A 23,614-nucleotide genomic window follows, 5' to 3' on the forward strand; every position below is an offset into this window, starting at 1 on the left:
CCCCTCACACGTCGATCCGCGACATGCGGCGGATGAGCGCGAAGCCGACGACGTAGAGGCCCAGGGCGACGAGGACGGCGATCCGCCCGGCCCCGGAGCCGGTCATCGCGCCCAGGGAGCCGGGCATGATCCGGTCGAGCAGCAGCAGCGACCCGATGCCGATGACGGGGACGGCGTACGCGGTGACCGTGACCTGGGACATCTGGGTGCGGACCTCGCGCCGGGTCTCCTTGCGCTCCTCCAGCGTCACCGTGAGGTTGCGCAGTGACTCCACCACCGAGCCGCCGGCCCGGGAGGACAGGACCAGCGTGGTGACCAGCACCACCAGTTCCCGGCTGGGCAGCCGCTCCTGCAGTTCTGCCATGGCGTCCTCGATGGAGTGCCCGAGCGTCATGGCGTCGGCGACCTTCCGCAGTTCCTCGCCGGCCGGGGCCTCCAGTTCCTCGGCGGCCATGCCGACGGCGGTGCGCAGCGCCAGCCCGGCCTGGGTGGCGTTGGCCAGGACGCGGGCGAGTTCGGGCAACTGGGCGATGAAGCGCTCGGTGCGCACCCGTCGCCGCCACCCGAGGAAGGAGCTGACCGCCCAGGCCGCCAGGAGCCCGGCGATCGGCCCGAAGAAGGGCGCCAGCACGATGTCGGCGACCAGCCAGGCGCCGCCGACGACGCCGACGGCGGCCGCGGTGAACTGTCCCGGCGTCAGGCCGGTGCCGGTGGCGGCGAGCCGCGCGGCCAGCCGCCGGCCCCAGTCGGTGCGCCGGACCCGCCGGTCGAGGCCGGCGAAGGGCACCGCATGCCGCTCCGCGGCCGGGACGTCGGCCAGCCGGTCGACGAGCGCGGCGCGGTCGACACGTCCGCCTCTCCAGGCGTGCAGGCCCCAGACGCCCAGCACCAGCGCGAGGCCGGTCACGCCGAGCACGGCCAGGGCCATCGTTGGCGTGTTCACTTCGCCTCCCTGCTCGACAGCTCCAGTTCCGTCTCGCCGATCCCGAACGCCGCCGGGACGGACTCGCCCGCCAGGTGGAAGCGCTCGGCCAGTTCCCGCGGTACGGGCTGGTGGTGGAACCACCCCCGCACGATCCGGTCGGGCCCCATCGGCTCGGCGCGGAAGCGGCTCGCGGTGGTCAGCCGGAAGGTGTCGCGGCCGCGTGAGGACAGCACGGCGATCTCGGCGATCCGGCGGGTGCCGTCGACGTCGCGGCGCAGCTGGACGATGACGTCGACGGCGCTGTTGATCTGGTCGCGCAGCGCCTCGAAGGGGATCTTCACCTCCGACATGGAGGCCAGCGTCTGCAGCCTGAGCACCGCGTCCTCGGCGGAGTTGGCGTGCACCGTCGCCAGCGAGCCGTCGTGGCCGGTCGACATGGCCTGCAGCATGTCGAGGGTCTCGCCGCCGCGGACCTCGCCGACGATGATCCGGTCGGGGCGCATGCGCAGCGAGTTCCGCACGAGGTCGCGGATGGTGATCCGACCCTGCCCCTCGACGTTGGGCGGCCGGCTCTCCAGACGTACGACGTGCTCCTGCTGGAGCTGGAGTTCGGCGGCGTCCTCGACGGTGATGATGCGCTCGCCGTCCGGGATGAGCCCGGACAGCGAGTTGAGCAGCGTGGTCTTGCCCGAGCCGGTGCCGCCGCTGACGATGATGTTGAACTTGGCCCGCACGAGCGCGGAGAGCAGCATCAGCATGTGCTCGTCGAGGGTGCCGAGGCCGATCAGCTCGTGCAGGGTGTACGCGCGCGGGAAGCGGCGGATGGTGAGGACGGGGCCGGTCAGCGACAGCGGCGGGATGATGACGTTGACGCGCTCGCCGGAGGGCAGCCGGGCGTCCACCATCGGATTCGACTCGTCCACCCGGCGGTTGACGGTCGACACGATCCGTTCGATGGTCTGCAGCAGCTGTTCGGGGCTGCTGAACCGGGCGGCGACGGGCTCCACCCGGCCGGCGCGCTCGATGTAGATGCGGTCCGGGCCGTTGACCATGATCTCGGTGATGGAGGCGTCCTCCAGCAGCGGTTCGAGGATGCCCAGGCCCAGGGCCTCGTCCACGACACGGCGGATGACGCCGGTGCGCTCCTTGGTGGAGAGCACCGGGCCTTCGCGGCTGATGATGTGGCCGAGGACGCGTTCCAGGCGCACCCGGCGCTCGGCGGCGGCGAGCGCCGACATCTCGGCGAGGTCGATCTCCTGGAGGAGCTTGGCCCGGTAGACGGCGACGAGGTGGCCCTCCTGCGTCTGCGGGGCGGTGTCCTCGTTCGCGGCGATGCGGTCGCGCAGGCTCATTCGTCGGCCCCTTCGTCGTCCTCCCTGGGCATCGTGGCGGTCCGGGTGACGGAGCCCGGGCTGAGGCCCGGGAGCACCGACGGGATCTCCACGGTCGCCGTCGCCTGCACGGAGTCCCCCGTGTCGCCGGTGGTGCTGACCTGCGTACCGTCCTGCAGCCAGGAGCTCACCGCCTCCGTGCCCGCGACGGGGCCGCTCACGGGAGGGTCGTGCAGCGCGGCCATGCGCGCGGCGGCGCGGGCGGCCGTGCCGGCCTGGGCCGCGGTGTAGGCGGCGAGGCCCAGCTGCACGCCCGCGAGGGCGATCAGCAGCAGGATCGGCAGCATCCCCAGGAACTCCAGGGAGGCGCTGCCCCGGTCGCGCCGGCGGCGGGCGCGGGCGCGGCGGGCGCGGGCCGTCACGGTGTGACCGCCTCTTCGTCGACGGCCGAGGCGTGGCCGTGGACGGTCAGCGGGAAGTCGATCGCGCCGGGGAAGAGGACGGGGACCTTCAGGCCCACGGTGACCCCGACCATGCCGTCGGCCCCGGTGGTGCCGAAGTCCGCGATCCGCCAGGCGCCCGGCAGGTCCTCGGCGGCCGCCGCCCGGGCGTCCTCGCCGACCGCCGCCGCGCGGGCGGCCCGGTCGGCGGCGTGGCCGGCCAGGGTGAAGGTGTACCCGGTCAGCACCGCCTGCCAGACCAGGACGAGCACCAGCAGGATCAGCGGTGTCATGCCGAGCGTCTCCAGGGTGACCTGGCCCTGTTCGCCGCGCCCGCGGCGGCCGCGGCGGGCCGGCACGGCCTGCCCGGGCCCCGTGAGGCCGATCTCCGCGGCGAGCGTCCACACGCCCTGTTTGACGGTGGAGCGGTTGTCGAGGTCCTGGAGCCGTCCGGCGTCCACCACCGACTGCAGTTCCCGGAAGGCGGCGGGGACCACGGCGGAGGCGATCCGGGTGCCGGTGATCCGGGCGATCAGCGAGGGCTGTATCTCGCTGCCGCGGGTGTGTCGGTTGACGGCGGCGACGACGTCCTGGGGCTTGCGGATCTGCAGCCGGTCCCACATCCGCACCATGCGCTTGGCGGCCCGCACGGCGACCACGTCGGGCGTGGTGACCAGCAGCGCGGTGTCCGCGGTCTCGACGGCGACCGCGTTCGCGCCGGTCATCTGGGTGCCGCAGTCGACGACCACGACCTCGTACCGCTGCCGCAGCGCGTGCAGTACGTGCCGGGCGGCGCGGTCGGTGACCTCCTCGCCGCGTTCCCCCTCGCCGGGCGCGAGCAGCAGCGCGGGCCCGGACTCGTGGGCGTACATGGCGTCCTGCAGCACGCGGGTGGTCACGTCGGCGATGTCCGCGAGGTCGGCGACGGAGCGGCGGAACTGGACGTCGAGGTAGGAGGCGACGTCGCCGCCCTGCAGGTCGAGGTCGACCAGGGCGGTGGACTTGCCGGCGGCCTGCGCGGCGAGGGCGAGCTGGACGGCGACGACGGTGGTGCCGACCCCGCCCTTCGCTCCGGCCACGGCGACCAGCCTGCCCCCGGGCACGGCGGGCAGTGCGGGCTGCTGGGGGCTGAGGTGGCGGCGTACGCCGGCCGCCCAGGCGGCGGCCGCCTCGACGCGGGTGCCGAGTTCCTCGTAGGACAGCGGCACCCCGGCGACGCCGCGCGCCCCGGCGTCCATGGCGCCGGACAGGACGGCCGGGCTCGGGTCGGCGGTGAGCAGGATGACGCCGACCGCGGGGAAGCGGAGCGCGATCTCGCGGATGACCTCGAGCGCGGGCACCGGTGTGATGCGGTCGTGGACGACGACGACCTCGGGCAGTTCGTCGATCCCGGTCTCGGCGGCGCGCGCGAGGACGTCCAGCAGCGTGGTGGAGTCCGGGACGGCCGGCCCTGGTTCGGCTCCCGGCAACTGGTGGAGCACGCCGGTCAGGGCCCGGGCGGTGTCGGGGTCGGGGGTGCCCGACAGGATGCGTACGCCGGTCACGAGGCGGCTCCGTCGCGGGCGAGGGTGTAGGTGCGGTCCCGTTCGGCGGGGGCGGTCGCGTCCCCCGGGGCGACGAGGGCGAGGCGTACGTGCCGGGCGAAGGACTCGGCGAAGGCGACCCGCTGGGCGTCCGCGGCGTCGAGGGCGAAGGTGATGGGGACTCCCTGGCTGCTGACGCGGCGGTTGTCGGCCCCGGTGTCGAAGGCCTTGATCTCGCCGACGTCGATGACCCGGGCGCCCGCGACGATGATCTTCGAGACCTCGGGGTCGGTGTCCCTGCGCGGTGCGAAGGTGGCGAAGATGTTGACCCTCGCCCCCGGGGTGATCTTCCCGGCGACGCCGGTCTCCGCGTCGATCATGATCGCGATCTCCATCTGCCCGGCCCGCAGCGCGGGCCGTTCGGCGACCATGTCCGTCTGCAGCAGGGAGCCGCGGTGCAGCGGGACGGCGGCTATCTTGCCGTCCAGCCGGCCGAGGTCGCGGACGGCGGTGGCGGGCAGCCACCGCTCGGGTATCCGGACCGCCTGCAGTTGGCCGCGGCCGACGGCCTCGTACGCGGGCACGTCCGCGGCCAGCCGGTACGCGGTCACCTTCGGCCCGACCTGGGAGCGGGCGTCCCCGATGATGCTGACGACCCCGGCGAACGCGGCGAGCGCGCACAGCGCGGAGACCACGAGGAGGACGACGCCGCGACGCTGACGTGAGTTCATAGAGGTGGGGCCCTATCGCTCAAGTGCCGAGTGCTGGTGGGGGGATACCTGCGGGGCCGGGGACGCCCTGGGCGCCAGGGAGGGCGCGCGGGGGCCGGGGTGCACGACCTGACGCGGCCGCTCGGGAGGCCGGACGCGCTGCTGCCCGTCCACCGTGGCCGAGCAGAACAGGCAGCGGTCGCCGATGACGGCCAGCCCGCACCAGCCGCAGGTGTCCCGGCGGACCGAGGTGACCAGTTGGTACAGCACGCCCACGTCGGCGATGTAGGCGGTGAACTCGACGAGCCTGCCGGTGCCCCACCAGCGCGCGGAGTCCGCCGGCAGCGGCACCTCCCGCACGTGCAGGCTCCGCCAGGCGCGGGCCAGCGGCCCGGTGACCCAGCCGGCGTCGACGCCGTGGCCGTGGGCGACGGCGAGCTGGGTCAGGAACGCCGGCCCGGCCGGCACGGCGTCGGCCCGGGCCTCGGACAGGTGCGGTTCGGGGTGCGCGAGGACGGCGAAGTGGCGGCCGGGCACCAGGGACTTCAGGTGGGCGCCGACGGGCACGTCCACCCGGTCGAGCCGGGAGACCGAGCCGAGCAGGGCGCCGGAGTGGAGGTAGTGCGACAGCAGCCGGGCGGCACCGGCGAGCACACCGGGCCCGAGGTCGGTGGCGGCGAGCTGGCGCAGCTGCTCGGCCAGAAGCAGGGCGGCCAGCGGCGGCAGGTCGACCGGGACGATCGCCACCCGGTCCGCCTCCAGGGCCGCGCGCACGGTGTGGACGCGGCGGCGCAAGGGATCGGTGGGCTCCGGCGGGACGAGTACGACGAGGTGGCCGTGGGCCTCCAGGGCCGCGGCGGTGCGCATCACGTGCTGCTCCAGCGGGAGCGCGAGATCGTCCGCCGTGACCGCTATGACGCTCGACACCCGCGACCTCCCGGAACTCCCGCCCAGTCCCTGCCCGGAGAGCTTATCCCTGCGTAGCCGGAGCAGTGCGGAAAGTCGCCGAACAGTTGATGAAGTCGGTGGTACCCGCGGGACGCGGGACTACGCACGCCGGCAGAGGTATTGACCACAGGATTGGTCTGGACCAAACTGCGTCCACACAAGAGTGGCCACTCGCGTACCCGCCCAACTCCTCGCCCCCAGGAGGCAGTAGTGGAACACGCACGCCCACGGAGCACCGCCCTCAGAGCCGCGGCGGCCGTCGGCGCCGCCGCCCTCGCGGTGGCGGGGCTCATCGCCACGTCCGGCAGTGCCAGTGCCGCGGACCCCGACCTCGTGACCAACGGCGGTTTCGAGAGCGGCCTGTCCGGCTGGACCTGCACCGCCTCCAGCGGCGCGGCCGTGAGCGGCCCGGTGCACGGCGGCGGAAAGGCCCTGCAGGCCACCCCGTCCTCCTCGGACAACGCCCGCTGCTCGCAGACGATCAGCGTCCGGCCGGGCTCCACGTACCGGCTGAGCGCCTTCGTCCAGGGCAGTTACGTCTACCTCGGCGCGACCGGCAGCGGGATGGCCGAGGTCTCCACCTGGACTCCGTCGGCGTCCTCGTACCAGCAGTTGTCCACCGGCTTCACCACCGGAGCGACCACCACCTCGGTCACGGTCTACGTGCACGGCTGGTACGCCCAGCCCGCCTTCCTCGCCGACGACGTGAGCCTGCTGGGCGCGCCCGGCACCGCGACGCCCACCCCGACCCCGACCCCGACGGACCCCACCCCGACGCCGACTCCGACACCCACACCCACACCGACACCCACGCCCACCGGCGGCGGCTCGCTGCCCAAGCACGCACTGACCGGCTACTGGCAGAACTTCGACAACGGCGCGGCCGTCCAGACCATCGCCCAGGTGCCGGGCCAGTACGACATCATCGCGGTGGCGTTCGCCGACGCCACGACCACGCCGGGCGCGGTCTCCTTCACCCTCGACCCGGCGCTGAACTACTCGGTCAGCCAGTTCAAGGCGGACGTCGCGGCGAAGAAGGCGGCCGGCAAGAAGGTCGTCGTCTCGGTCGGCGGCCAGAACGGCACGATCAGCGTCAGCGACTCCGCCTCGGCGAACAACTTCGCCAGCAGCGTCTACTCGCTGATGCAGACGTACGGCTTCGACGGCGTCGACATCGACCTGGAGAACGGGATCAACGCGACCTACATGACGCAGGCGCTGCGCTCCCTTTCGGCCAAGGCCGGCTCCGGGCTGGTCATCACGATGGCCCCGCAGACCATCGACATGCAGTCGACCTCCTTCGGCTACTTCCAGACCGCGCTGAACATCAAGGACATCCTGACCGTCGTCAACACCCAGTACTACAACAGCGGCACCATGAACGGCTGCGACGGCAAGGTGTACGCGCAGGGCACGGTCGACTTCATCACGGCGCTGGCCTGCATCCAGTTGCAGAGCGGCCTCGCCCCCTCCCAGGTGGGCATCGGCCTGCCCGCCTCGACCCGGGCGGCCGGCAGCGGCTACGTGTCGCCGGCCGTGGTCGACAACGCCCTGGACTGCCTCACCAAGGGCACCAACTGCGGTTCCTTCAAGCCCCCGACGACCTGGCCGGGGCTGCGCGGCGCGATGACCTGGTCCACCAACTGGGACGCGACGAACGGCAACGCCTTCTCGAACACCGTCGGCCCCCACGTACACGGGCTGCCGTAACCGGCGGGACCGTCACCGACGCACCGCACCCCCGGGAGAGGTCCCGTCCCCCCGGGGTGCGGTGTCCCGCCGGCCGCCGCCAGGCCGGCGGCGAATGGCTGCGGCCGCGCCTGGATGACGAGGAACGGCGGGAGGTCAGTCCAGGACGGCGAGCGCGTCGATCTCGACGAGCAGCCCGGCGGGCAGACCGACGTAGACCGTCGTACGGGCGGCGGGGGCGCCCTTCAGGCCGGCGAAGAACTCGTCGAAGAGGGCGTTGAACTCGGGGAAGTGCGCGGTGTCGGTGAGGTAGACCCGGACCATGACGACGTCCTCCCACGAGGAGCCGCCCTCCTCCAGCACCGCCTGCACGTTGGCGAGGGTCTGCAGGGTCTGCTCCCGCAGACCCGGCCCCACCGGTGCGGGTGCCTGCCCCGGCACGGCGGGGCCGAAGCCGACCTGGCCGGCCACCTGCAGGATGCCGCCCTTGCGGACGCCGTGGGAGAACCTCGCCGGCGGGGTGGTGTGGCCGGCCGGGGTGATCGCGGTCTTCTCGCTCATCTGGTTCCTTCGCTCGGTCTTCCGGAGTACTCGCGGCTGATGGCCTCCGCGGTGCGCTGGACCTGCGGACACAGCTTCAGCAACTCCTCGGCGCTGACGACCACATTGGGGGCGGAGATGGAGCAGGCGGCGGCGACGCGCCCGTCGGCTCCGCGGATCGGCGCGGCGACGCAGTTGATGGACTCCTCGTGGCCGCCGAGGTCGCTCGCCCAGCCCTGCTCGCGGACCCGGGCGAGTTCGGCGAGGTGGGCGGCGGGGTCGGTGATCGAACGCGCGGTGTAGCGCGGGTACTCCAGGCTCCGCGCGACCGCGCGCCGCTCCGCCTCGGGCAGGTCGGCCAGGAGCAGTTTCGCCACGGCGGCCACGGTGATGGCGACGGGCTTGCCGATCCTCGAGTACATGCGCACCGCGTAGCGGCTCTCCACCTTGTCGATGTAGACCACCTCGCCCTCCTCGTACACCGCGAGGTGGACGGTGTGCCCGGTCAGCTCGTTGAGGGCCACGAGGTGGGGGTGGGCGATACCGCGGACGTCCAGGTTCTCCATCGCCTCCTGGGCGAGCGCGAACAGCCGGGCGCCGAGGCGGTAGCGCTGGTCGTCCTGGCGGTAGACCATGCCGTGCTCGTGCAGGGTGCGCAGCAGGCGCAGCGCGGTGGACTTGTGCACGTCCAGGCGGGTGGCGACCTGTTCGAGGTTGGCGGGCCCCTCCGCGAGCAGGGGCAGGATGCGCAGTGCGCGGTCCACGGTCTGGCTCATGCGCGCAGTCTCCCCCATGCCTCCTCGCCGAGGGCGGCGAGCGAGTCGCCCCGCACCCCGATCACCGCGGCGGCCAGGGCGTGGCCCCGGGCGAGCCGGTCCCGCAGCGGGAGCGCGCGCAGCGTCGCCGACAGGAAGCCCGCGGCGAAGGCGTCACCGGCCCCGACGAGGTCGACGACGGGTGTGTCCGGCGCGGGCACGAACACCCCGTCCGCGCCGCCCTCGTACGCGGTGGCACCGCGCGCGCCCTGCTTGACGACGAGGACGGCCGGCTCCGGCAGGGCCTCGCGCACGGCGTCGGCGTCCGGCAGGCCCCACGCGGCCGCGGCCTCGTCCTCGCCGACCAGGACGAGGTCGCAGCGGGCGGCGAGGACGGCGAGCCGTCCGGGGTCGGCCGAACGCCATAGGGCGGGACGGTGGTTGACGTCGAAGGAGACCAGCGGGCGGTCCGGCCCGGGGGCGGTGAGCCCGTGGACGAGGTCCGCGCACCCCTGGGAGAGGGCCGGGGTGATGCCGGACAGGTGCAGCACCCGGCCGGCCCAGGCGTCGCGCCGGTCGACGTTCCCCGGGTCCATGGCGGTGGCGGCCGAACCGGACCGGTAGTAGGCGACCTCGCCGTCGCCGGTGCGGAAGTAGACCCCGGTGGGGCGGCCGGGGTCGCGGCGCACCTCCGAGACGTCGACGCCGGCCGCGGCGATCGCCGTCACCAGATGGTCCCCGAACGGGTCGGCGCCCACCCGGCTGATCCAGCGCACGGCATGGCCCAGACGGGCCAGCGCGCAGGCGACGTTGGACTCCGCGCCGCCCGTCCCGCGGTCGAAGACGGCCGCGTCGGCGAGGCGCTGCCCGGGCGCGGAGGGAACGAAGGTGATCATGGACTCGCCCACGCACACGACGTCCACGGCCATGGTGCCGGTCACATCCGCTCCTCTCCGCGCACCGTTGACCCGGTGCTGGCCGGGATGTTAGACAGCGGGAAACACAGCACGCAACGGCCGTTGCACATACTGCAACAGCTCCGGACGGAGGCGGGATGGACCAGGTCACGGGCATCGACGAGCTGCACCGGGAGCGGGTGGACCACCGTTTCAAGGGACTCCCGCCGGACGCCGACGGCCTGACCGTCGGCGAACTGGCCGCCCAGCGCCGCACCGTCTTCGACGGCGGCTTCACCACGCCGCTGCTCACGCTCTCCGAGCCCGCCCTGGAACACAACCTCGCCCAGCTCGCCGACTGGGCCGGCAGGCACGGCCTCGCCTTCGCCCCGCACGGCAAGACCTCCATGGCCCCGCAGCTCTTCGCCCGCCAGCTCGCCCACGGCGCGTGGGGCATCACCGCCGCGACCCCGCACCAGGTGCGGGTCTACCGGGCGTTCGGCGTGCGGCGCGTCTTCCTCGCCAACGAGCTCGTCGACGCGGCGGCGCTGCGCTGGCTGTCCGGCGAGCTCGCGGGCGACCCGGAGTTCCGCTTCGTCTGCTACGTGGACTCCGTGCGCGGGGTGGAGCTGATGGACGCGGCCCTCACGGCCGTCGTGGACGTCGTCGTCGAACTCGGCGCGGAGGGAGGCCGCACCGGCGTGCGCGGCTCCGCGGAGGCGGCGCGCGTCGCCGACGCGGTCGGCGCGGCGCGGCACCTGCGCCTCGTAGGCGTCGCGGGCTACGAGGCGGCGGCCCCGGACCCGCGCGGCTGGCTCGATGAACTGGTCGCGCTCGCCCGGGACTTCGACGCGGCCGGGCGGTTCGCCGAAGCCGGGGAGATCGTGGTGAGCGCGGGCGGCAGCGAGTGGTTCGACGCGGTGGCGGACGCGTTCGGCACGCTCGGGGACCTGTCCCTGCCGGTGCTGGGGCTTCTGCGGTCCGGGGCGTACGTCACCCACGACGACGTCCACTACCGCGATCTGACGCCGTTCCGCGACCGCATCCCCTCGGAGGGCTCGCTCGAACCCGCGTTCCGGTTGTGGACCCAGGTGCTCTCCCGGCCCGAGCCGGGGCTCGCCCTCCTCAACGCGGGCAAGCGCGACGCGCCGTACGACCTCGACCTGCCGGTGCCGCAGGTCGTACGCCGCGCCGACGGTTCCGCCGTCCCGGCGGCCGGGCTCACGGTCACCAGGCTGGCCGACCAGCACGCGTTCGTGGAGGTCGCCCCCGGGGCGGGGGACCTGGCGGTCGGCGACTGGGTGGGGCTGGGGGTGTCGCATCCGTGCACGGCGTTCGACAAGTGGCAGCTTGTGCCTGTCGTGGGCGAGGGCGGCGTCGTCACGGACTTCGTCCGCACGTTCTTCTGACGGCAATCGCCCACGCATACGGAGGGGGCCGGGGAGTTGGGGGCGTCCCCGGCCGAAGGTTGGGGGAGGGCGGGTGGGTGGGGGATGTCCGCCGCAGGCGCAACAACCCGCACACGCCGAGGAGTACCGACGAGACGGGCTCCAGCGTCACCCCACACCGGCGGGCCCGGGCGTCCTCGGGGAGACGTGTCATACCGCAGTGGTCCGCCTCGCCCGGCTCGATGACCGGCTCATCGGCAGACCCCTCGCCCGCACCCGCGTCACATCTTCGCAGCACTCCGCCCCGCCGGATGAGATCCGGCGGGGCGGGTTGACCAACAGCGTCCGCGCACGGTCGGGGGGCTGCTCGCTATTGCACGTCGACGTAGTCGCCGGCTGCGGAGACCGCCGGGGTGGTGGTCGTTCCGGCGAAGCTGAAGCGCCAGTAGCCGTCGGTGGAGGCGGTGACGGTGGTCTTCAGCGCTCCAGCGAACGACATGACCGTCTTGACGGTCGTGTAGGTGGTCGTGCCCTTCTTACGGAACTGCAGCTTCACCGACTGGCTGCCGTAGCCCACGTAGGCCTTCGTGTCCGACTGCCAGTTCGCCTGGGTCAAGGTCCCGGTGACCGTGAGCGTCTTGCCCTTGGCGATCGGCTCAGGAGAAGCGTTCACCGTGAGCTTGGAGTGGCGCTGCACGAGGACGCTTTCGGCAGCATGCAGGTCGGTGTGGCTGGTGCCGTCCTTCGACCATGCCCAGGCGGCGACCTTCCAGGTGCCCGCGAGAGAGTTGAACCCCAGGGTGGAACGCGGCCAAACGTAAGCCAGCTGCGTCTCACAGATCGAGGTGGTGGCGGACTGCGCGGTGCAGGTCGCGGGCCAGGTTCCGAGGAGTACGCCGTCAGGTGCGCCGTATGAGCCGTGGTACAGGAACAGGTCGCCTTCGGCGATGCCGGAGGGATCGGTGGCGGTGAAGGTCGCCTTGAACTCCTGGAGCTCGTCGGTGGTGAGAACCACCGGCTTCCCGCCGTTGACGACCAGGTTCGAGATCTTCGTCGTGCCGACCTGCTCGTCGCCCTGAATTCCCGGTCCGCCGAAGGCGCGGATCACGGTGCGCCGGACGCTGCCGCCTTCGTCGTTGACGGCCGTGGCGCGCAGCGAGACGTATGCCGCGGTGATCGGGACAGTCAGAGTCGCGGCGGTGCCGGTGTCGGTGGTGGTGAGCGGGAGCTGGGTCCAGGTGGTGCCGTCATCCGTGGAGTACTCCAGGGCGGTGACGGTCTCCACCGCCTCGGAGTCGCGGGTCGCGGCTGTGACGTCCACGGTCACGGGGGCGGTGCCGGCCGCGTTGCGGGCGTTCAGTGCGGATACGGCGAAGGACGTGTCGATCAGGGGCAGCGCGCGGGAGGTGCTGCTGCCCGTGGAGGTGAACGTCCATTCGTTGCGTACCAGCGTCGACAGGCGTGAGTAACCGGTCCTGCGCGTGACGGTGTGTGTCAGCTGGTAGGTGGCGGTGGTGCTCGGAACGGTGGCGGACAGCCCGGAATACGGCGACAGGCCGTCGGCCGACGCGAGGGTCTGCCCACCGGAGGTGAGCCGGTAGGAGGACATCGAGCGGCCGTCGGTGCCGGGGTTGCCGGCCGCGTCGCTCAGGGTCGCCGACTCGGTCAGGCTCATCTTCGTGGAGCTGCGGGTGGAGCGGTTGCCCGCTGGGCCGGGGCCGAAGGGGGCCGCACCCACGGTGGGTCCGGCCGTGGTGGTGCCGGCGGCCAGGGTGCGGTCGGGCAGCGAAAGGGAGTGGTCGCCGGTGCCGTAGTCGACCAGGCGCGAGTACGAGATGCCCGGGGTGACGTATTCGGTGGTGGTCGCGCCGGTCTTCACCCAGTCGCCGATGAAGACGCCGGTCCATTCGCCGGTCTGCGGCACGGTCTGCAGATACGCCCGCATGGCGACGCCCTGGGCGCGGATCGGGGTGGTGGCCTTGGCGAGACTCGCCTGTCGTACCGACGCGATCGGCGAAGAGGGGACGGTGTTGTCGAAGGAGTGCGTCAGGTCGTACCGGTACGGGCTGGGGGCGGAGGCGGAGGACCCCTTCTCGGTCAGCACCTCGTGAACGCGCAGGGAAGCCCCGGTGACCGAGAAGGGCGTGGTGTAGACCTTGTCCATACCGCGGCCGGCGAAGCCCGCCAGGTTGCCGCCGGGGACCGAGATCCACACCGCGGCCGCGTCGCGGGCGGCGGTGGTGTCGTCGGTCCTGATGGCCGTCTCCTTGGCCAGCTTCTGGTCGAGTTTCACCGTCAGACCGGAGGTCGTCACGGTGAACGCACGGGTGAGGAGGTAACTGGGCTGCCCGTAGTCGGAGTGCAGTGCGACGGCGAAGTAGCTGCCCGGCGCGAGCTTGGCGGTGGCGTCCGGGCCGTAGCCGTCGTCGTCCACCGGTACCGCGGCCCAGGTGGAACGGTTCCACAGAGCGATCGACTTGGTCGTGACGTCCGCATTGGTGATGGAGAACTTCACCGAGTACGTCGTCGCCTGGACCGCCGCCATGGGCGCGACTGCCGGCGTCGCGTCGACGCGCATCCGCGTCCCGGCGGTGGGCCGCTGTCGGCCCATCGGGCGGACGCCGATTGAGCCGTCCGTCGAAGTGATGGCGTAGTGCCCCGCGTCCTGCCCGTTTCGCTGCGCGATGTCGAGATACTTACCGTCGACCAGTTCCACCCGCTCCCCCGTCGCCAGCCGGGCGACGTCCCGGGCGTCCTTCATCTGCGCGACCGTGCCGACCCCTCCACGGCCCTGAGCGGATTCGGACCCCGCCGCCGACTCGGCGCCGACGCCCGAGACAACCAGAGCCGATGCCGTGGCCACAGCGCCCGCCAGGACTGCCAGCCTCACCACGCGGGATGTTCCGTGTCTTCTGCGACCCGCCCGTACGGTTGACGCCATCTGCGTCCTCCCCCTGCTGTCCCTCGAGCTCGTCCGATGCGAACCCGCCGGCGGACACCCTAAGACCGCGCTGTCGACGAACCCACCGCGGGGCCTCGTTCAAGAGCCGGCCTGGTCCGCAGTGGCGGGTCGTGGGTGCGGCCCGCGGAATTCAGCTCCGGGAGACCCGCGTTGGCGCAGGTGTGACCCGGGGTGCGGGGAAGTGATTTTGATGTGCGACTGGCTACTCCGGCATGCGGGGCCGGCGCATTTCGTCGGTGCCCCGACAACCGGCCGCGACACAGACCGACCGGCAGAGGGAAGGCCCGCATGGACTTGGCGATTCGCGGCGCGACCGTCGTGGACGGGACCGGGACGACCACGGCGTACCCGGCGGACGTCCGCATCGAGCGCGGCCGCATCACGGAGATCGGCACGGTACGCGGCGCACGCCGCACCCTGGACGCCCGCGGGCTCGTGCTCGCCCCCGGGTTCATCGACATGCACGCCCACAGCGACCTGGCCCTGCTCACGGACCCCGCGCACGAGGCGAAGGCGGCGCAGGGCGTGACCCTGGAGGTGCTGGGCCAGGACGGGCTGTCGTACGCCCCCGTGGACGACCGCACGCTGGCCGAGCTGCGCCGCCAGATCGCGGGGTGGAACGGCGACCCCCAGGGCCTGGAGTACGACTGGCGCACCGTCGGCGAGTACCTGGACCGCCTGGACCGGGGCATCGCCGTCAACGCCGCTTACCTGGTCCCGCAGGGCACCGTGCGGATGCTGGCCGTCGGGTGGGAGGACCGCCCGGCGACCCCGGCGGAGCTGGACCGGATGAGGGAACTGGTCGCCGAGGGGCTGGCGCAGGGCGCCGTGGGGATGTCGTCCGGGCTGACGTACACCCCGGGGATGTACGCCTCGGACGCCGAACTGACCGAGTTGTGCCGGGTCGTGGCGGCCCACGGCGGCTACTACTGCCCGCACCACCGCAGTTACGGCGCCGGCGCGCTGGAGGCCTACGCGGAGATGATCGCGGTGACCCGGGAGGCGGGCTGCGCCCTGCACCTGGCGCACGCCACGATGAACTTCGGCGTGAACGCGGGCCGCGCCCCCGAGCTGCTCGCGCTGCTGGACGAGGCGCTCGCCGCGGGGGCGGACATCACCCTCGACACGTATCCCTACCTGCCGGGCTGCACGACGCTCGCGTCGACCCTGCCGAGCTGGGCGACGGAGGGCGGTCCGGAGGCGACCCTCGCCCGGCTCCGGGACGACGCGCAGGCCGAGCGCATCCGGCACGCGATGGAGGTGGTGGGCTCGGACGGCTGCCACGGCGTGCCCGTGGAGTGGCGGACGCTGGAGGTCTCCGGGGTGTGCGAGCCCGCCCTGGCGGGCCATGTGGGGCGCCGGCTGGCGGACTTCGCGACGGCGCGCCGACTGCTGCTGGAGGACCGCCTGGGCACGACGGTCCTGCAGCACGTCGGCCACGAGGAGAACGTCCGGGCGATCATGCGCCACCGCGCCCACACCGGCGGCAGCGACGGCCTGCTCGTCGGGGACAAGCCGCACCCCCGGGCGTACGGCACCTTCCCGCACTACCTCGGCCGCTATGTGCGCGAGCTCGGCGTGCTCGGGCTGGAGGAGTGCGTCGCGCACCTCACCGGCCGCCCCGCGGCCCGGCTGGGGCTGTCCGACCGCGGCCTGGTCCGCGTGGGCCACCGCGCGGACCTGGTGCTCTTCGACCCGGGGACGGTCGCCGCGGGCGCGACGTACGAGGCGCCGCGCACACCGCCCACCGGCATCCCGCACGTACTCGTCGACGGGCGGTTCGTCATCGAGGACGGCCGCCGGACGGACGTCCTGGCCGGTCGTTCCGTGCGCAACGAGAAAGGGCGGCGAAGGTAGCGCCACTTCACCTTTCGGCGCATACGTGGCCAAGAACACGGGGCGGTCCCCGGTACGTGGCCGTAAGCTCGCGGACATGCAGGTGATCCAGTCCACGAAGCTCTCCAACGTCTGCTACGACATCCGCGGCCCGGTGCTGGAGGAGGCCATGCGGCTGGAGGCGGCAGGTCACCGCATCCTGAAGCTGAACACCGGCAACCCCGCCGCCTTCGGTTTCGAGTGCCCCCCGGAGATCCTGGAGGACATGCTGCGCTCCCTCGGCGGCGCGCACGGCTACGGCGACTCCAAGGGCATCCTCCCGGCTCGGCGGGCGGTCATGCAGCACTACCAGACCAAGGGCATCGAGCTGGACGTCGAGGACGTCTACCTCGGCAACGGCGTCTCCGAGCTGATCCAGATGTCGATGCAGGCGCTGCTGGACGACGGCGACGAGGTGCTGATCCCGGCGCCCGACTACCCGCTGTGGACGGCCGCCGTGTCGCTGTCGGGCGGCACCCCGGTGCACTACCGCTGCGACGAGCAGGCGGACTGGTTCCCCGACCTCGCCGACATCGAGCGCAAGATCACCGACCGCACCAAGGCGCTGGTGATCATCAACCCGAACAACCCCACGGGCGCGGTCTACGACGACGAGCTGCTGCGGCAGCTGACCGACATCGCCCGCCGGCACAACCTGATCGTCTGCTCGGACGAGATCTACGACAAGATCCTCTACGACGACGTGACCCACACCCCGACCGCGGCGATCGCCCCCGACCTGCTGACGCTCACCTTCAACGGGCTGTCGAAGGCGTACCGGGTGGCCGGCTACCGCAGCGGCTGGCTCGCGGTGTGCGGCCCGAAGGAGCACGCGACCAGCTACCTCGAGGGCCTGACGATCCTGGCGAACATGCGCCTGTGCGCGAACGTCCCGGCACAGCACGCGGTGGCCACCGCCCTGGGCGGCCGGCAGTCGATCAAGGACCTGGTGCTGCCGGGCGGCCGGCTGGCCGAGCAGCGGGACGTGGCGTACGACCTGCTGACGCAGATCCCGGGGGTGACCTGCGTGCGGCCCAAGGGCGCGCTGTACGCGTTCCCCCGGCTGGACCCGAAGGTCTACAAGGTCAAGGACGACCAGCAGATGGTGCTGGACCTGCTGCGGGCGGAGCGGATCCTGGTGGTGCAGGGCACCGGCTTCAACTGGCCGGAGCCGGATCACTTCCGCCTGGTCACGCTGCCCGCGAAGGAGGATCTGGCGGACGCCGTGGGCCGGATCGCGCGCTTCCTGGACGGTTACGGGCAGCCGTAACCGGGCGCCGGTCGTCCCGATGGCTCGAAACACTCCCTCCTTAGACTGAGTCCAAGGTAGGATGTACTCCTGTTTGCAGGAGGAGTGCATCCATGTACGAACCGATCCGCACCAAATCGGTCCATACGGCGGTGGCGCCCACCCTTCCGCGTCGGAGTCGTGACGAGGAGCTGGACTTCCAGCTTGCCGGACACCTCGCCGCACTGCTGACCGTCACCGACGAGCTGCGGGCGCTGGAGCCCTGCCCCGAGCTCGACCGTGCCGCGGAGCAGCTCGCCGAGGCCGTGGCGGGTCTGCACCACGGGCATCCCCCGCTGCGGCTCTCGACGGCTCCGGCCGGACGGGGGCACGCGGAGGCGGCCCGGGTGGCGGCCCTGCACCGTAGGGCGCGCGCGCTCGCCGGCCGGGCCCTGGTGGTCGCCGAGTCACGCCAGAACGCGGAGGCCGCGGCGCTCGCCGAGCGCCACATCGCGGTCCACACCGCAGCCGCCTAGGAACCGCCCGAGGGCCGGGACCGGAGGTCGTCGCCTCCGGCCCCGGCCCTCGGTGTGAGGGTCGGCTCGGTCCGCCCGCGGGGCGACGGTCAGGGTCGGGGACCCCCGCGGCCGGGCCAGGCCCCCCACCGGACCGCCCGCCCGCGCCGCACACGCGGGGAGGGCCGGGCCGCCCGGATTCCGGCGAAGGCTAGCCCAGGCGCTCGACCAGGGCCCGGTACTCGTCCCACAGCTCCTTCGGCGTGTGGTCGCCGAAGGTCTCCAGGTGGGACGGGATGAGCGAGGCCTCGTGCCGCCAGGTCTCGACGTCGACGGAGAGCAGCAGGTCGAGGTCCTCCTGCGAGATGTCCAGGCCGTCGGTGTCCAGGGAGCCCTCGGCCGGCAGGATGCCGATCGGGGTCTCGACGCCCTCGGCCTGGCCGTTGAGTCGCTCGACGATCCACTTCAGCACGCGGCTGTTCTCGCCGAAGCCGGGCCACACGAACCGGCCGTCCGCGTCCTTGCGGAACCAGTTCACGTAGTAGATCTTCGGGAGCTTGTCGGCGTCGTGCTTCTGGCCGAGCTCCACCCAGTGGCCGAAGTAGTCGCCCATGTTGTAGCCGCAGAAGGGCAGCATCGCGAAGGGGTCGCGGCGCAGCTCGCCGACCTTGCCCTCGGCGGCGGCGGTCTTCTCGGAGGCGACGTTGGCGCCGAGGAAGACACCGTGCTGCCAGTCGAAGGACTCGGTCACCAGCGGCACCGCGGAGGCGCGGCGGCCGCCGAAGAGGATGGCCGAGATCGGCACGCCCTTGGGGTCCTCCCACTCCGGCGCGATCGTCGGGCACTGCGCGGCGGGGACGGTGAAGCGGGCGTTGGGGTGGGCGGCCGGGGTCCCGGACTCCGGCGTCCAGGAATTCCCCTTCCAGTCCGTGAGGTGGGCCGGAAGCTCCTCGGTCATGCCCTCCCACCAGACGTCGTTGTCGTCGGTGAGGGCGACGTTGGTGAAGACGGAGTTGCCCCACAGGGTCTTCATGGCGTTGGCGTTGGTGTGCTCGCCGGTGCCCGGCGCGACGCCGAAGAAGCCCGCCTCGGGGTTGATCGCGTAGAGGCGGCCGTCCGCGCCGAAGCGCATCCAGGCGATGTCGTCGCCGATGGTCTCCACGGTCCAGCCGGGGATGGTCGGCTCCAGCATGGCGAGGTTGGTCTTGCCGCAGGCGCTCGGGAAGGCGGCGGCGACGTACTTGACGGCCTCGGCCCCACCGCGCGGCGGGGTGAGCTTGAGGACGAGCATGTGCTCGGCCAGCCAGCCCTCGTCACGGGCCATGACCGAGGCTATGCGCAGGGCGTAGCACTTCTTGCCGAGCAGGGCGTTGCCGCCGTAGCCGGAGCCGTAGGACCAGATCTCACGGCTCTCCGGGAAGTGCGAGATGTACTTGGTGGAGTTGCACGGCCACGGGACGTCCTCCTGGCCGGGCTCCAGCGGGGCGCCGACGGAGTGCACGGCCTTGACGAAGAAGCCGTCCTCGCCGAGCTCGTCGAGCACGTCCTGGCCCATGCGCGTCATGGTCCGCATGGCGGTGGCGACGTACGCGGAGTCGGTGATCTCCACGCCGATCGCGGACAGCTCGGAGCCGAGCGGGCCCATGCAGAACGGGACGACGTACATGGTGCGGCCGCGCATGGAGCCGCGGAACAGCCCCTTCTCGCCGCTGAAGATCTCCCGCATCTCGGCGGGGGCCTTCCAGTGGTTGGTCGGGCCGGCGTCCTGCTCCTGCTCGGAGCAGATGAAGGTGCGGTCCTCGACACGAGCGACGTCGGTCGGGTCGGAGGCGGCGTAGTACGAATTGGGGCGCTTGATCGGGTCGAGCTTCTTGAAGGTGCCCTTCGAGACGAGCCCGTCCGCGAGGCGCTGGTACTCCTCCTCGGAGCCGTCGCACCACACGATCTCGTCCGGCTGGGTCAGCTCGGCGATCTCGCCGACCCATGCGATCAGGTCCTGGTGATTGGTGGGAGCCGCTTTGACGCGCGCCACGATCGCTCCGTTCCGCCCGGTGTGCACTCACCTGGCGTCAGATTCCGAGGGTGTTGTTGTCGGCCCCTTGGGGGCTGCGACCCGGATGCTGCTGTCGTGGATGCTCATCCGGTGCCGTCCGCACTCATATGAGTATCAGGACAGGAAACGCGATCTGTCCAGGGCGCGTGGGGTGAGCATCGCCACTCCCAACGCCCGGCGACACCACCTACTACGTATCGGTAACCTACGCAACCGTAGGTAGCATTGATTTCATGAGCTCCGTGGACGAGACTCCCGTTGTGCCCGCCGCCCTTGAAGAACTCGCATCCGCCGCCGCCCCCTTGAAGCCGAAGCTGAGGGGGTGGCTCCATGCCGGGATGTTCCCCGCCGTCCTCGTCGCGGGGGTCGTCCTGACCGCCTTCGCCGAGAGCACCCGCGGGCGGATCGCCTGCGCGGTGTTCACGCTCACCGCCTGCGCGCTGTTCGGCGTGAGCGCGCTCTACCACCGCGGCGACTGGGGCCCCCGGGCCTCGGCGGTGCTGCGCCGGATGGACCACGCGAACATCTTCCTGATCATCGCAGGGACGTACACGCCCTTCACGCTCCTGCTGCTGCCGGACGGCAAGCAGGAGGTCCTGCTCTGGCTGGTCTGGGCGGGCGCCCTGGCGGGCATCGCCTTCCGGGTCTTCTGGGTGGGCGCGCCGCGCTGGCTCTACACGCCCTGCTACATCGCGCTGGGCTGGGCGGCGGTCTTCTTCCTGCCCGACTTCCTGCGGCAGGGCGGCGTCGCCGTGCTCGTCCTGATCGTCGTGGGCGGCCTGCTGTACAGCGTCGGAGCGGTGGTCTACGGGACCAAGCGCCCCAACCCCTCACCGCGCTTCTTCGGCTTCCACGAGGTCTTCCACTCGTTCACGCTGGCCGCGTTCATCGTCCACTACGTGGGCATCTCGCTGGTCGCCTACAACCACGCGTAGTGACAGTCGCTCCTTTTTGGTAGTCACTGTCACCAGTGCGGCCGGCGCCCGTGCCCGCCGCAGCCCACGGGGCCGCGCGCACCGTCGATGCCCGACAATGACGAGCGTGACCGTACCGACCGGACCGAGCCTCCGCGAGCGCAAGAAGATCCGGACCCGGCGGGACATCCGCCGCGCCGCCCTCCGGCTCTTCGAGGCGCAGGGGTACGACGGCACCACCGTCGAGCGGATCGCGGAGGCGGCCGAGGTCTCGGCCAGCACGGTCTTCCGGTACTTCCCCACCAAGGAGGACATCGTCCTCTCGGACGACCACGACCCCGTCATGGTGGCCGAACTGCGCGCCCGTCCGGCGCAGGAGCCCGTCGTCGCCTCCCTGCGGCACGCCCTGCTGTGCCCGCTGCGCGGGGTCCTCGCCGACGAGGGCGCGCTGGAGGAGCTGCGGCAGCGGCTGCGCCTGGTGCGCTCGGTGCCCGCGGTCCGCGCGCGCATGGGCGAGCGCATCCGGGAGGCAGGCCGGCTGCTGGCCTCCGTCACGGCCGAGCGGCTCGGGCGCCCCGACGACGACCTCGAGGTCCGGGTCGTCGTCGCCGCTGTGATGGGTGCCTGGTCCGAGGCCGTCTTCCACTGGCTCGACTCGGACGGCACCGCCGACCCCGGCGCCGTCCTCGACCGCTCGCTGGAACTGCTCGCGGCCGGCCTCTGCCGTTAGGCCGTGTCGGCGCAGACGGGTCCCCGGGGTCCGTGGCGGGCGCCGCGCGGAAAGGCGCGGCGCCCGCCCGACCTCAGCGCGCGCCCAGTTGCTCCGCCAGGGCCTGCGGGTCCGCGGTCGGCGCCGCGCACACGAAGTGGCGGCAGACGTAGGCCGCGGGGCGGCCGCCCAGCAGCGGGCGGTCGGCCAGGAGGGCGTACTCGCCGGCGCCGGGCTCCCCCACGGCCACCACGGCGCCCGGTGCGGTGCCCAGCAGCGCGGTGCGGTGCAGCGCCGCCGTGCCCGGGTCGCCCGCCGGGCCGACCACGGCGATCTCGCGCGGGCCGTCGAGCGCCGCCTCCGCGACCGCAAGGCCCCAGCCGATGAACCGCGGCACCCGGCCGCCGAGGGCGCCCACGACGCCCAACGCCCGCTCCGCGGCCTCGCGATGGCGCGAGGATCCGGTGTACGCGGCGTACGACAGCAGCGCGCCGGCCGCGGCCGTCCAGCCCGAGGGGGCGGCGTTGTCGGTCGGGTCCTGCGGCCGGCGGATCAGCGTCTCGGCGTCGTCGGCGGTGTCGAAGAGCGTGCCGTCCTCCCCGGTGAAGTGCCGCAGCACGGAGTCGAGAAGGAGCCCCGCGAGGTCCAGCCACACGCCCTCGCCGGTCACCGCGCCGAGCGTGAGGAAGCCCTCCGCGACGTCGGCGTAGTCCTCCAGCACGCCCGCGTTGCCGCCCACCGTGCCGTCCCGCGAGGTCCGGGCGAGCCGGCCGTGCTCGTCCATGTGGACCCGCACCAGCAGGTCCGCGGCCTCGACGGCGGCCGCGACGAGGTCCGGGCGCTCGAAGTACGCCCCGGTCTCGGCCAGCGCGGCGATCGCCAGTCCGTTCCAGGCGGCGACGACCTTGTCGTCGCGGCCGGGGCGGGGCCGCCCCTCCCGGGCGGCGAACAGCCGCCCGCGCACCGAGGCGATCCGCTCGGCGTCCACGAACCCGGCGTCGGCGGGGAGCTGGAGCACCGACGCGCCCTCCTCGAAGGTGCCGTCCTCCGTCACCCCGAAGTACTCGGCGGCCAGCGCCGCGTCCTCCTTGCCGAGGACCTCCTCCAGCTCCGCCGGAGTCCAGACGTAGAAGGCGCCCTCGCCGTGGCCGCCGCCCGGCTTGTCGCTGTCGGCGTCGAGCGCGGAGGCGAAGCCGCCCTCGTGGGTGCGCAGCTCGCGCAGGAGGAAGTCGGCGGTCTCCAGGGCGACCCGGCGGGCCAGGTCGGAGCCGGTGGCGCGCCACAGGTGGGCGTAGAGCCGGCAGAGCAGCGCGTTGTCGTAGAGCATCTTCTCGAAGTGCGGCACCACCCACATGCGATCCACGGCGTAGCGCGCGAAGCCGCCGCCGATCTGGTCGTAGATGCCGCCGCGGGCCATCGCCTCGCAGGTGTCCCGCACCATCTGGAGCGCGCCCTCGGAGGCGGTGCGGGCGTGGTGCCGCAGCAGGAACTCCAGGGCCATCGACGGCGGGAACTTGGGCGCCCCGCCGAACCCGCCGTACGAGGGGTCGTAGTCCCGGGTGAGCCCGAGCAGCGCCGCCGCGAGCTGCTCCTCCCCCGGGGCGGCCGTCCCGTCGAGGGCGAGCGAACGTCCGCCCAGGTCCTTCACGATGCTCGCCGCGACCGCCCCGACCTCGTCGCGCCGCTCGCGCCAGGCCGCCTCGACGCCCTCCAGCACCTGGCGGAAGGAGGGCATGCCGTGCCGCGGGGCGGGCGGGAAGTAGGTGCCGAAGTAGAACGGCTCGCCCTGCGGCGTCAGGAAGACCGTCATCGGCCAGCCGCCCTGCCCGGTCGCGGCCTGCACGGCCTCCATGTAGACGGCGTCGACGTCGGGGCGTTCCTCGCGGTCGACCTTCACCGGCACGAAGTGCTCGTTGAGGTACGCGGCGGTGGCCTCGTCCTCGAAGGACTCCCTGGCCATGACATGGCACCAGTGGCAGCTGCTGTACCCGACGCTGAGCAGCACCGGCACGCCGCGCTCGCGTGCCTCCGCGAAGGCCGCCTCGCCCCACGGCCACCAGTGCACCGGGTTGTCCGCGTGCTGCAGCAGGTAGGGGGACGTGGATCCGCTCAGTCGATTGGCCATGCCCCCACCCTCACACATCGCCCCGTCCGGCGTCCCGTACCCGCGCGGCGATCCCGGTTGCCCGCGGCAACGGACGTTGTCCGCGGCC

The 23,614-nt window shown here is 72.7% G+C and carries 19 protein-coding genes; 7 read left to right on the forward strand and 12 right to left on the reverse strand.

Going from position 1 to position 23,614, the window contains the following annotated elements:
• Positions 1-4 precede the first annotated feature (4 nt).
• Genes PV342_RS15390 through PV342_RS15415 form a run of 6 tightly spaced genes read right to left on the reverse strand, consistent with a single transcriptional unit; the run spans position 5 to position 5,856 of the window.
• Positions 5-943, reverse strand: coding sequence for a type II secretion system F family protein (locus tag PV342_RS15390; RefSeq protein WP_500317478.1), 939 nt, complete (start codon positions 941-943; stop codon positions 5-7).
• The gene (locus PV342_RS15395; RefSeq protein WP_500317479.1) at positions 940-2,277 is read right to left on the reverse strand and encodes a TadA family conjugal transfer-associated ATPase; all 1,338 of its coding nucleotides are present in this window, start codon (positions 2,275-2,277) and stop codon (positions 940-942) included. The genes PV342_RS15390 and PV342_RS15395 overlap by 4 nt, the downstream gene beginning before the upstream one ends.
• The gene (locus tag PV342_RS15400) at positions 2,274-2,678 is read right to left on the reverse strand and encodes a TadE/TadG family type IV pilus assembly protein (protein WP_500317481.1); all 405 of its coding nucleotides are present in this window, start codon (positions 2,676-2,678) and stop codon (positions 2,274-2,276) included. The genes PV342_RS15395 and PV342_RS15400 overlap by 4 nt, the downstream gene beginning before the upstream one ends.
• Positions 2,675-4,240 (reverse strand): CpaE/TadZ family protein, encoded by a 1,566-nt coding sequence (locus PV342_RS15405; protein WP_400798827.1) that lies wholly within the window; start codon positions 4,238-4,240, stop codon positions 2,675-2,677. The genes PV342_RS15400 and PV342_RS15405 overlap by 4 nt, the downstream gene beginning before the upstream one ends.
• Positions 4,237-4,950 (reverse strand): Flp pilus assembly protein CpaB, encoded by a 714-nt coding sequence (cpaB, locus tag PV342_RS15410; protein ID WP_386994211.1) that lies wholly within the window; start codon positions 4,948-4,950, stop codon positions 4,237-4,239. Before cpaB ends, PV342_RS15405 begins: the two co-directional genes overlap by 4 nt.
• Positions 4,951-4,962: 12 nt before the next feature.
• On the reverse strand, positions 4,963-5,856 hold the full coding sequence (locus PV342_RS15415) for a hypothetical protein (RefSeq protein ID WP_392610123.1): 894 nt from the start codon (positions 5,854-5,856) through the stop codon (positions 4,963-4,965).
• 231 nt (positions 5,857-6,087) lie between these two features.
• On the opposite strand from PV342_RS15415, the gene PV342_RS15420 reads away from it, so the two are divergent.
• Positions 6,088-7,587 carry a chitinase gene (locus PV342_RS15420; RefSeq protein ID WP_500317484.1) on the forward strand — a complete coding sequence of 500 codons (1,500 nt, stop codon included), beginning with the start codon at positions 6,088-6,090 and terminating at the stop codon, positions 7,585-7,587.
• 135 nt (positions 7,588-7,722) lie between these two features.
• On the opposite strand, the gene PV342_RS15425 is transcribed toward PV342_RS15420, so the two are convergent.
• From PV342_RS15425 to PV342_RS15435, 3 genes are read right to left on the reverse strand one after another with little or no spacing between them, the layout of a single operon-like run.
• Complete coding sequence (locus tag PV342_RS15425; RefSeq protein ID WP_386994214.1) at positions 7,723-8,127, reverse strand: RidA family protein; 405 nt, start codon at positions 8,125-8,127, stop codon at positions 7,723-7,725.
• On the reverse strand, positions 8,124-8,882 hold the full coding sequence (locus PV342_RS15430; protein ID WP_500317487.1) for an IclR family transcriptional regulator: 759 nt from the start codon (positions 8,880-8,882) through the stop codon (positions 8,124-8,126). Before PV342_RS15430 ends, PV342_RS15425 begins: the two co-directional genes overlap by 4 nt.
• Positions 8,879-9,790 carry a sugar kinase gene (locus tag PV342_RS15435; RefSeq protein WP_500317604.1) on the reverse strand — a complete coding sequence of 304 codons (912 nt, stop codon included), beginning with the start codon at positions 9,788-9,790 and terminating at the stop codon, positions 8,879-8,881. Before PV342_RS15435 ends, PV342_RS15430 begins: the two co-directional genes overlap by 4 nt.
• 125 nt (positions 9,791-9,915) lie before the next feature.
• Here PV342_RS15435 and PV342_RS15440 point away from each other — a divergent pair, with 125 nt between their 5' ends.
• The gene (locus PV342_RS15440; protein ID WP_500317488.1) at positions 9,916-11,166 is read left to right on the forward strand and encodes an alanine racemase; all 1,251 of its coding nucleotides are present in this window, start codon (positions 9,916-9,918) and stop codon (positions 11,164-11,166) included.
• Positions 11,167-11,515: 349 nt separating this feature from the next.
• Here PV342_RS15440 and PV342_RS15445 read toward each other — a convergent pair whose 3' ends face one another.
• Positions 11,516-13,906 carry a hypothetical protein gene (locus PV342_RS15445; RefSeq protein ID WP_400798840.1) on the reverse strand — a complete coding sequence of 797 codons (2,391 nt, stop codon included), beginning with the start codon at positions 13,904-13,906 and terminating at the stop codon, positions 11,516-11,518.
• 489 nt (positions 13,907-14,395) lie between these two features.
• Here PV342_RS15445 and PV342_RS15450 point away from each other — a divergent pair, with 489 nt between their 5' ends.
• The 3 genes from PV342_RS15450 to PV342_RS15460 all read left to right on the forward strand — a co-directional run bounded on the left by PV342_RS15450 (position 14,396) and on the right by PV342_RS15460 (position 17,746).
• Positions 14,396-15,964, forward strand: a complete 1,569-nt coding sequence (locus PV342_RS15450) for an N-acyl-D-amino-acid deacylase family protein (protein WP_500317490.1) — start codon at positions 14,396-14,398, stop codon at positions 15,962-15,964.
• A gap of 76 nt (positions 15,965-16,040) precedes the next feature.
• A complete protein-coding gene (locus PV342_RS15455; RefSeq protein ID WP_018561365.1) occupies positions 16,041-17,252 on the forward strand; it encodes a pyridoxal phosphate-dependent aminotransferase in 1,212 nt (403 codons plus the stop codon).
• A gap of 92 nt (positions 17,253-17,344) precedes the next feature.
• On the forward strand, positions 17,345-17,746 hold the full coding sequence (locus tag PV342_RS15460; protein WP_400798846.1) for an SCO4983 family protein: 402 nt from the start codon (positions 17,345-17,347) through the stop codon (positions 17,744-17,746).
• A 190-nt stretch (positions 17,747-17,936) separates the two neighbouring features.
• Here PV342_RS15460 and PV342_RS15465 read toward each other — a convergent pair whose 3' ends face one another.
• The gene (locus PV342_RS15465) at positions 17,937-19,757 is read right to left on the reverse strand and encodes a phosphoenolpyruvate carboxykinase (GTP) (protein WP_386994224.1); all 1,821 of its coding nucleotides are present in this window, start codon (positions 19,755-19,757) and stop codon (positions 17,937-17,939) included.
• Between the two features lie 254 nt (positions 19,758-20,011).
• Here PV342_RS15465 and trhA point away from each other — a divergent pair, with 254 nt between their 5' ends.
• Together trhA and PV342_RS15475 are read left to right on the forward strand one after the other, a co-directional pair.
• Positions 20,012-20,713 (forward strand): PAQR family membrane homeostasis protein TrhA, encoded by a 702-nt coding sequence (gene trhA / locus PV342_RS15470; protein ID WP_386994226.1) that lies wholly within the window; start codon positions 20,012-20,014, stop codon positions 20,711-20,713.
• Between the two features lie 97 nt (positions 20,714-20,810).
• The gene (locus PV342_RS15475) at positions 20,811-21,422 is read left to right on the forward strand and encodes an acyl-CoA-like ligand-binding transcription factor (RefSeq protein ID WP_433423311.1); all 612 of its coding nucleotides are present in this window, start codon (positions 20,811-20,813) and stop codon (positions 21,420-21,422) included.
• Between the two features lie 73 nt (positions 21,423-21,495).
• Here the strand turns inward: PV342_RS15475 and PV342_RS15480 are convergent, their stop codons facing one another.
• Positions 21,496-23,526, reverse strand: a complete 2,031-nt coding sequence (locus PV342_RS15480) for a thioredoxin domain-containing protein (RefSeq protein WP_400798853.1) — start codon at positions 23,524-23,526, stop codon at positions 21,496-21,498.
• Positions 23,527-23,614: the final 88 nt, after the last annotated feature.

It is taken from the genome of Streptomyces sp. PA03-3a, assembly GCF_033792735.1.
Taxonomy (GTDB): domain Bacteria; phylum Actinomycetota; class Actinomycetes; order Streptomycetales; family Streptomycetaceae; genus Actinacidiphila.

Excerpts from the sequence above, each read along its gene's own strand:
- PV342_RS15395 (WP_500317479.1), bottom strand. The coding sequence starts at position 2,277 with ATGAGCCTGCGCGACCGCATCGCCGCGAACGAGGACACCGCCCCGCAG.
- cpaB (WP_386994211.1), bottom strand. The coding sequence starts at position 4,950 with ATGAACTCACGTCAGCGTCGCGGCGTCGTCCTCCTCGTGGTCTCCGCG.
- PV342_RS15425 (WP_386994214.1), bottom strand. The coding sequence starts at position 8,127 with ATGAGCGAGAAGACCGCGATCACCCCGGCCGGCCACACCACCCCGCCG.
- PV342_RS15430 (WP_500317487.1), bottom strand. The coding sequence starts at position 8,882 with ATGAGCCAGACCGTGGACCGCGCACTGCGCATCCTGCCCCTGCTCGCG.
- PV342_RS15435 (WP_500317604.1), bottom strand. The coding sequence starts at position 9,790 with ATGGCCGTGGACGTCGTGTGCGTGGGCGAGTCCATGATCACCTTCGTT.
- PV342_RS15440 (WP_500317488.1), top strand. The coding sequence starts at position 9,916 with ATGGACCAGGTCACGGGCATCGACGAGCTGCACCGGGAGCGGGTGGAC.
- PV342_RS15445 (WP_400798840.1), bottom strand. The coding sequence starts at position 13,906 with ATGAAGGACGCCCGGGACGTCGCCCGGCTGGCGACGGGGGAGCGGGTG.
- PV342_RS15450 (WP_500317490.1), top strand. The coding sequence starts at position 14,396 with ATGGACTTGGCGATTCGCGGCGCGACCGTCGTGGACGGGACCGGGACG.
- PV342_RS15455 (WP_018561365.1), top strand. The coding sequence starts at position 16,041 with ATGCAGGTGATCCAGTCCACGAAGCTCTCCAACGTCTGCTACGACATC.
- PV342_RS15460 (WP_400798846.1), top strand. The coding sequence starts at position 17,345 with ATGTACGAACCGATCCGCACCAAATCGGTCCATACGGCGGTGGCGCCC.
- trhA (WP_386994226.1), top strand. The coding sequence starts at position 20,012 with ATGAGCTCCGTGGACGAGACTCCCGTTGTGCCCGCCGCCCTTGAAGAA.
- PV342_RS15475 (WP_433423311.1), top strand. The coding sequence starts at position 20,811 with ATGACGAGCGTGACCGTACCGACCGGACCGAGCCTCCGCGAGCGCAAG.
- PV342_RS15480 (WP_400798853.1), bottom strand. The coding sequence starts at position 23,526 with ATGGCCAATCGACTGAGCGGATCCACGTCCCCCTACCTGCTGCAGCAC.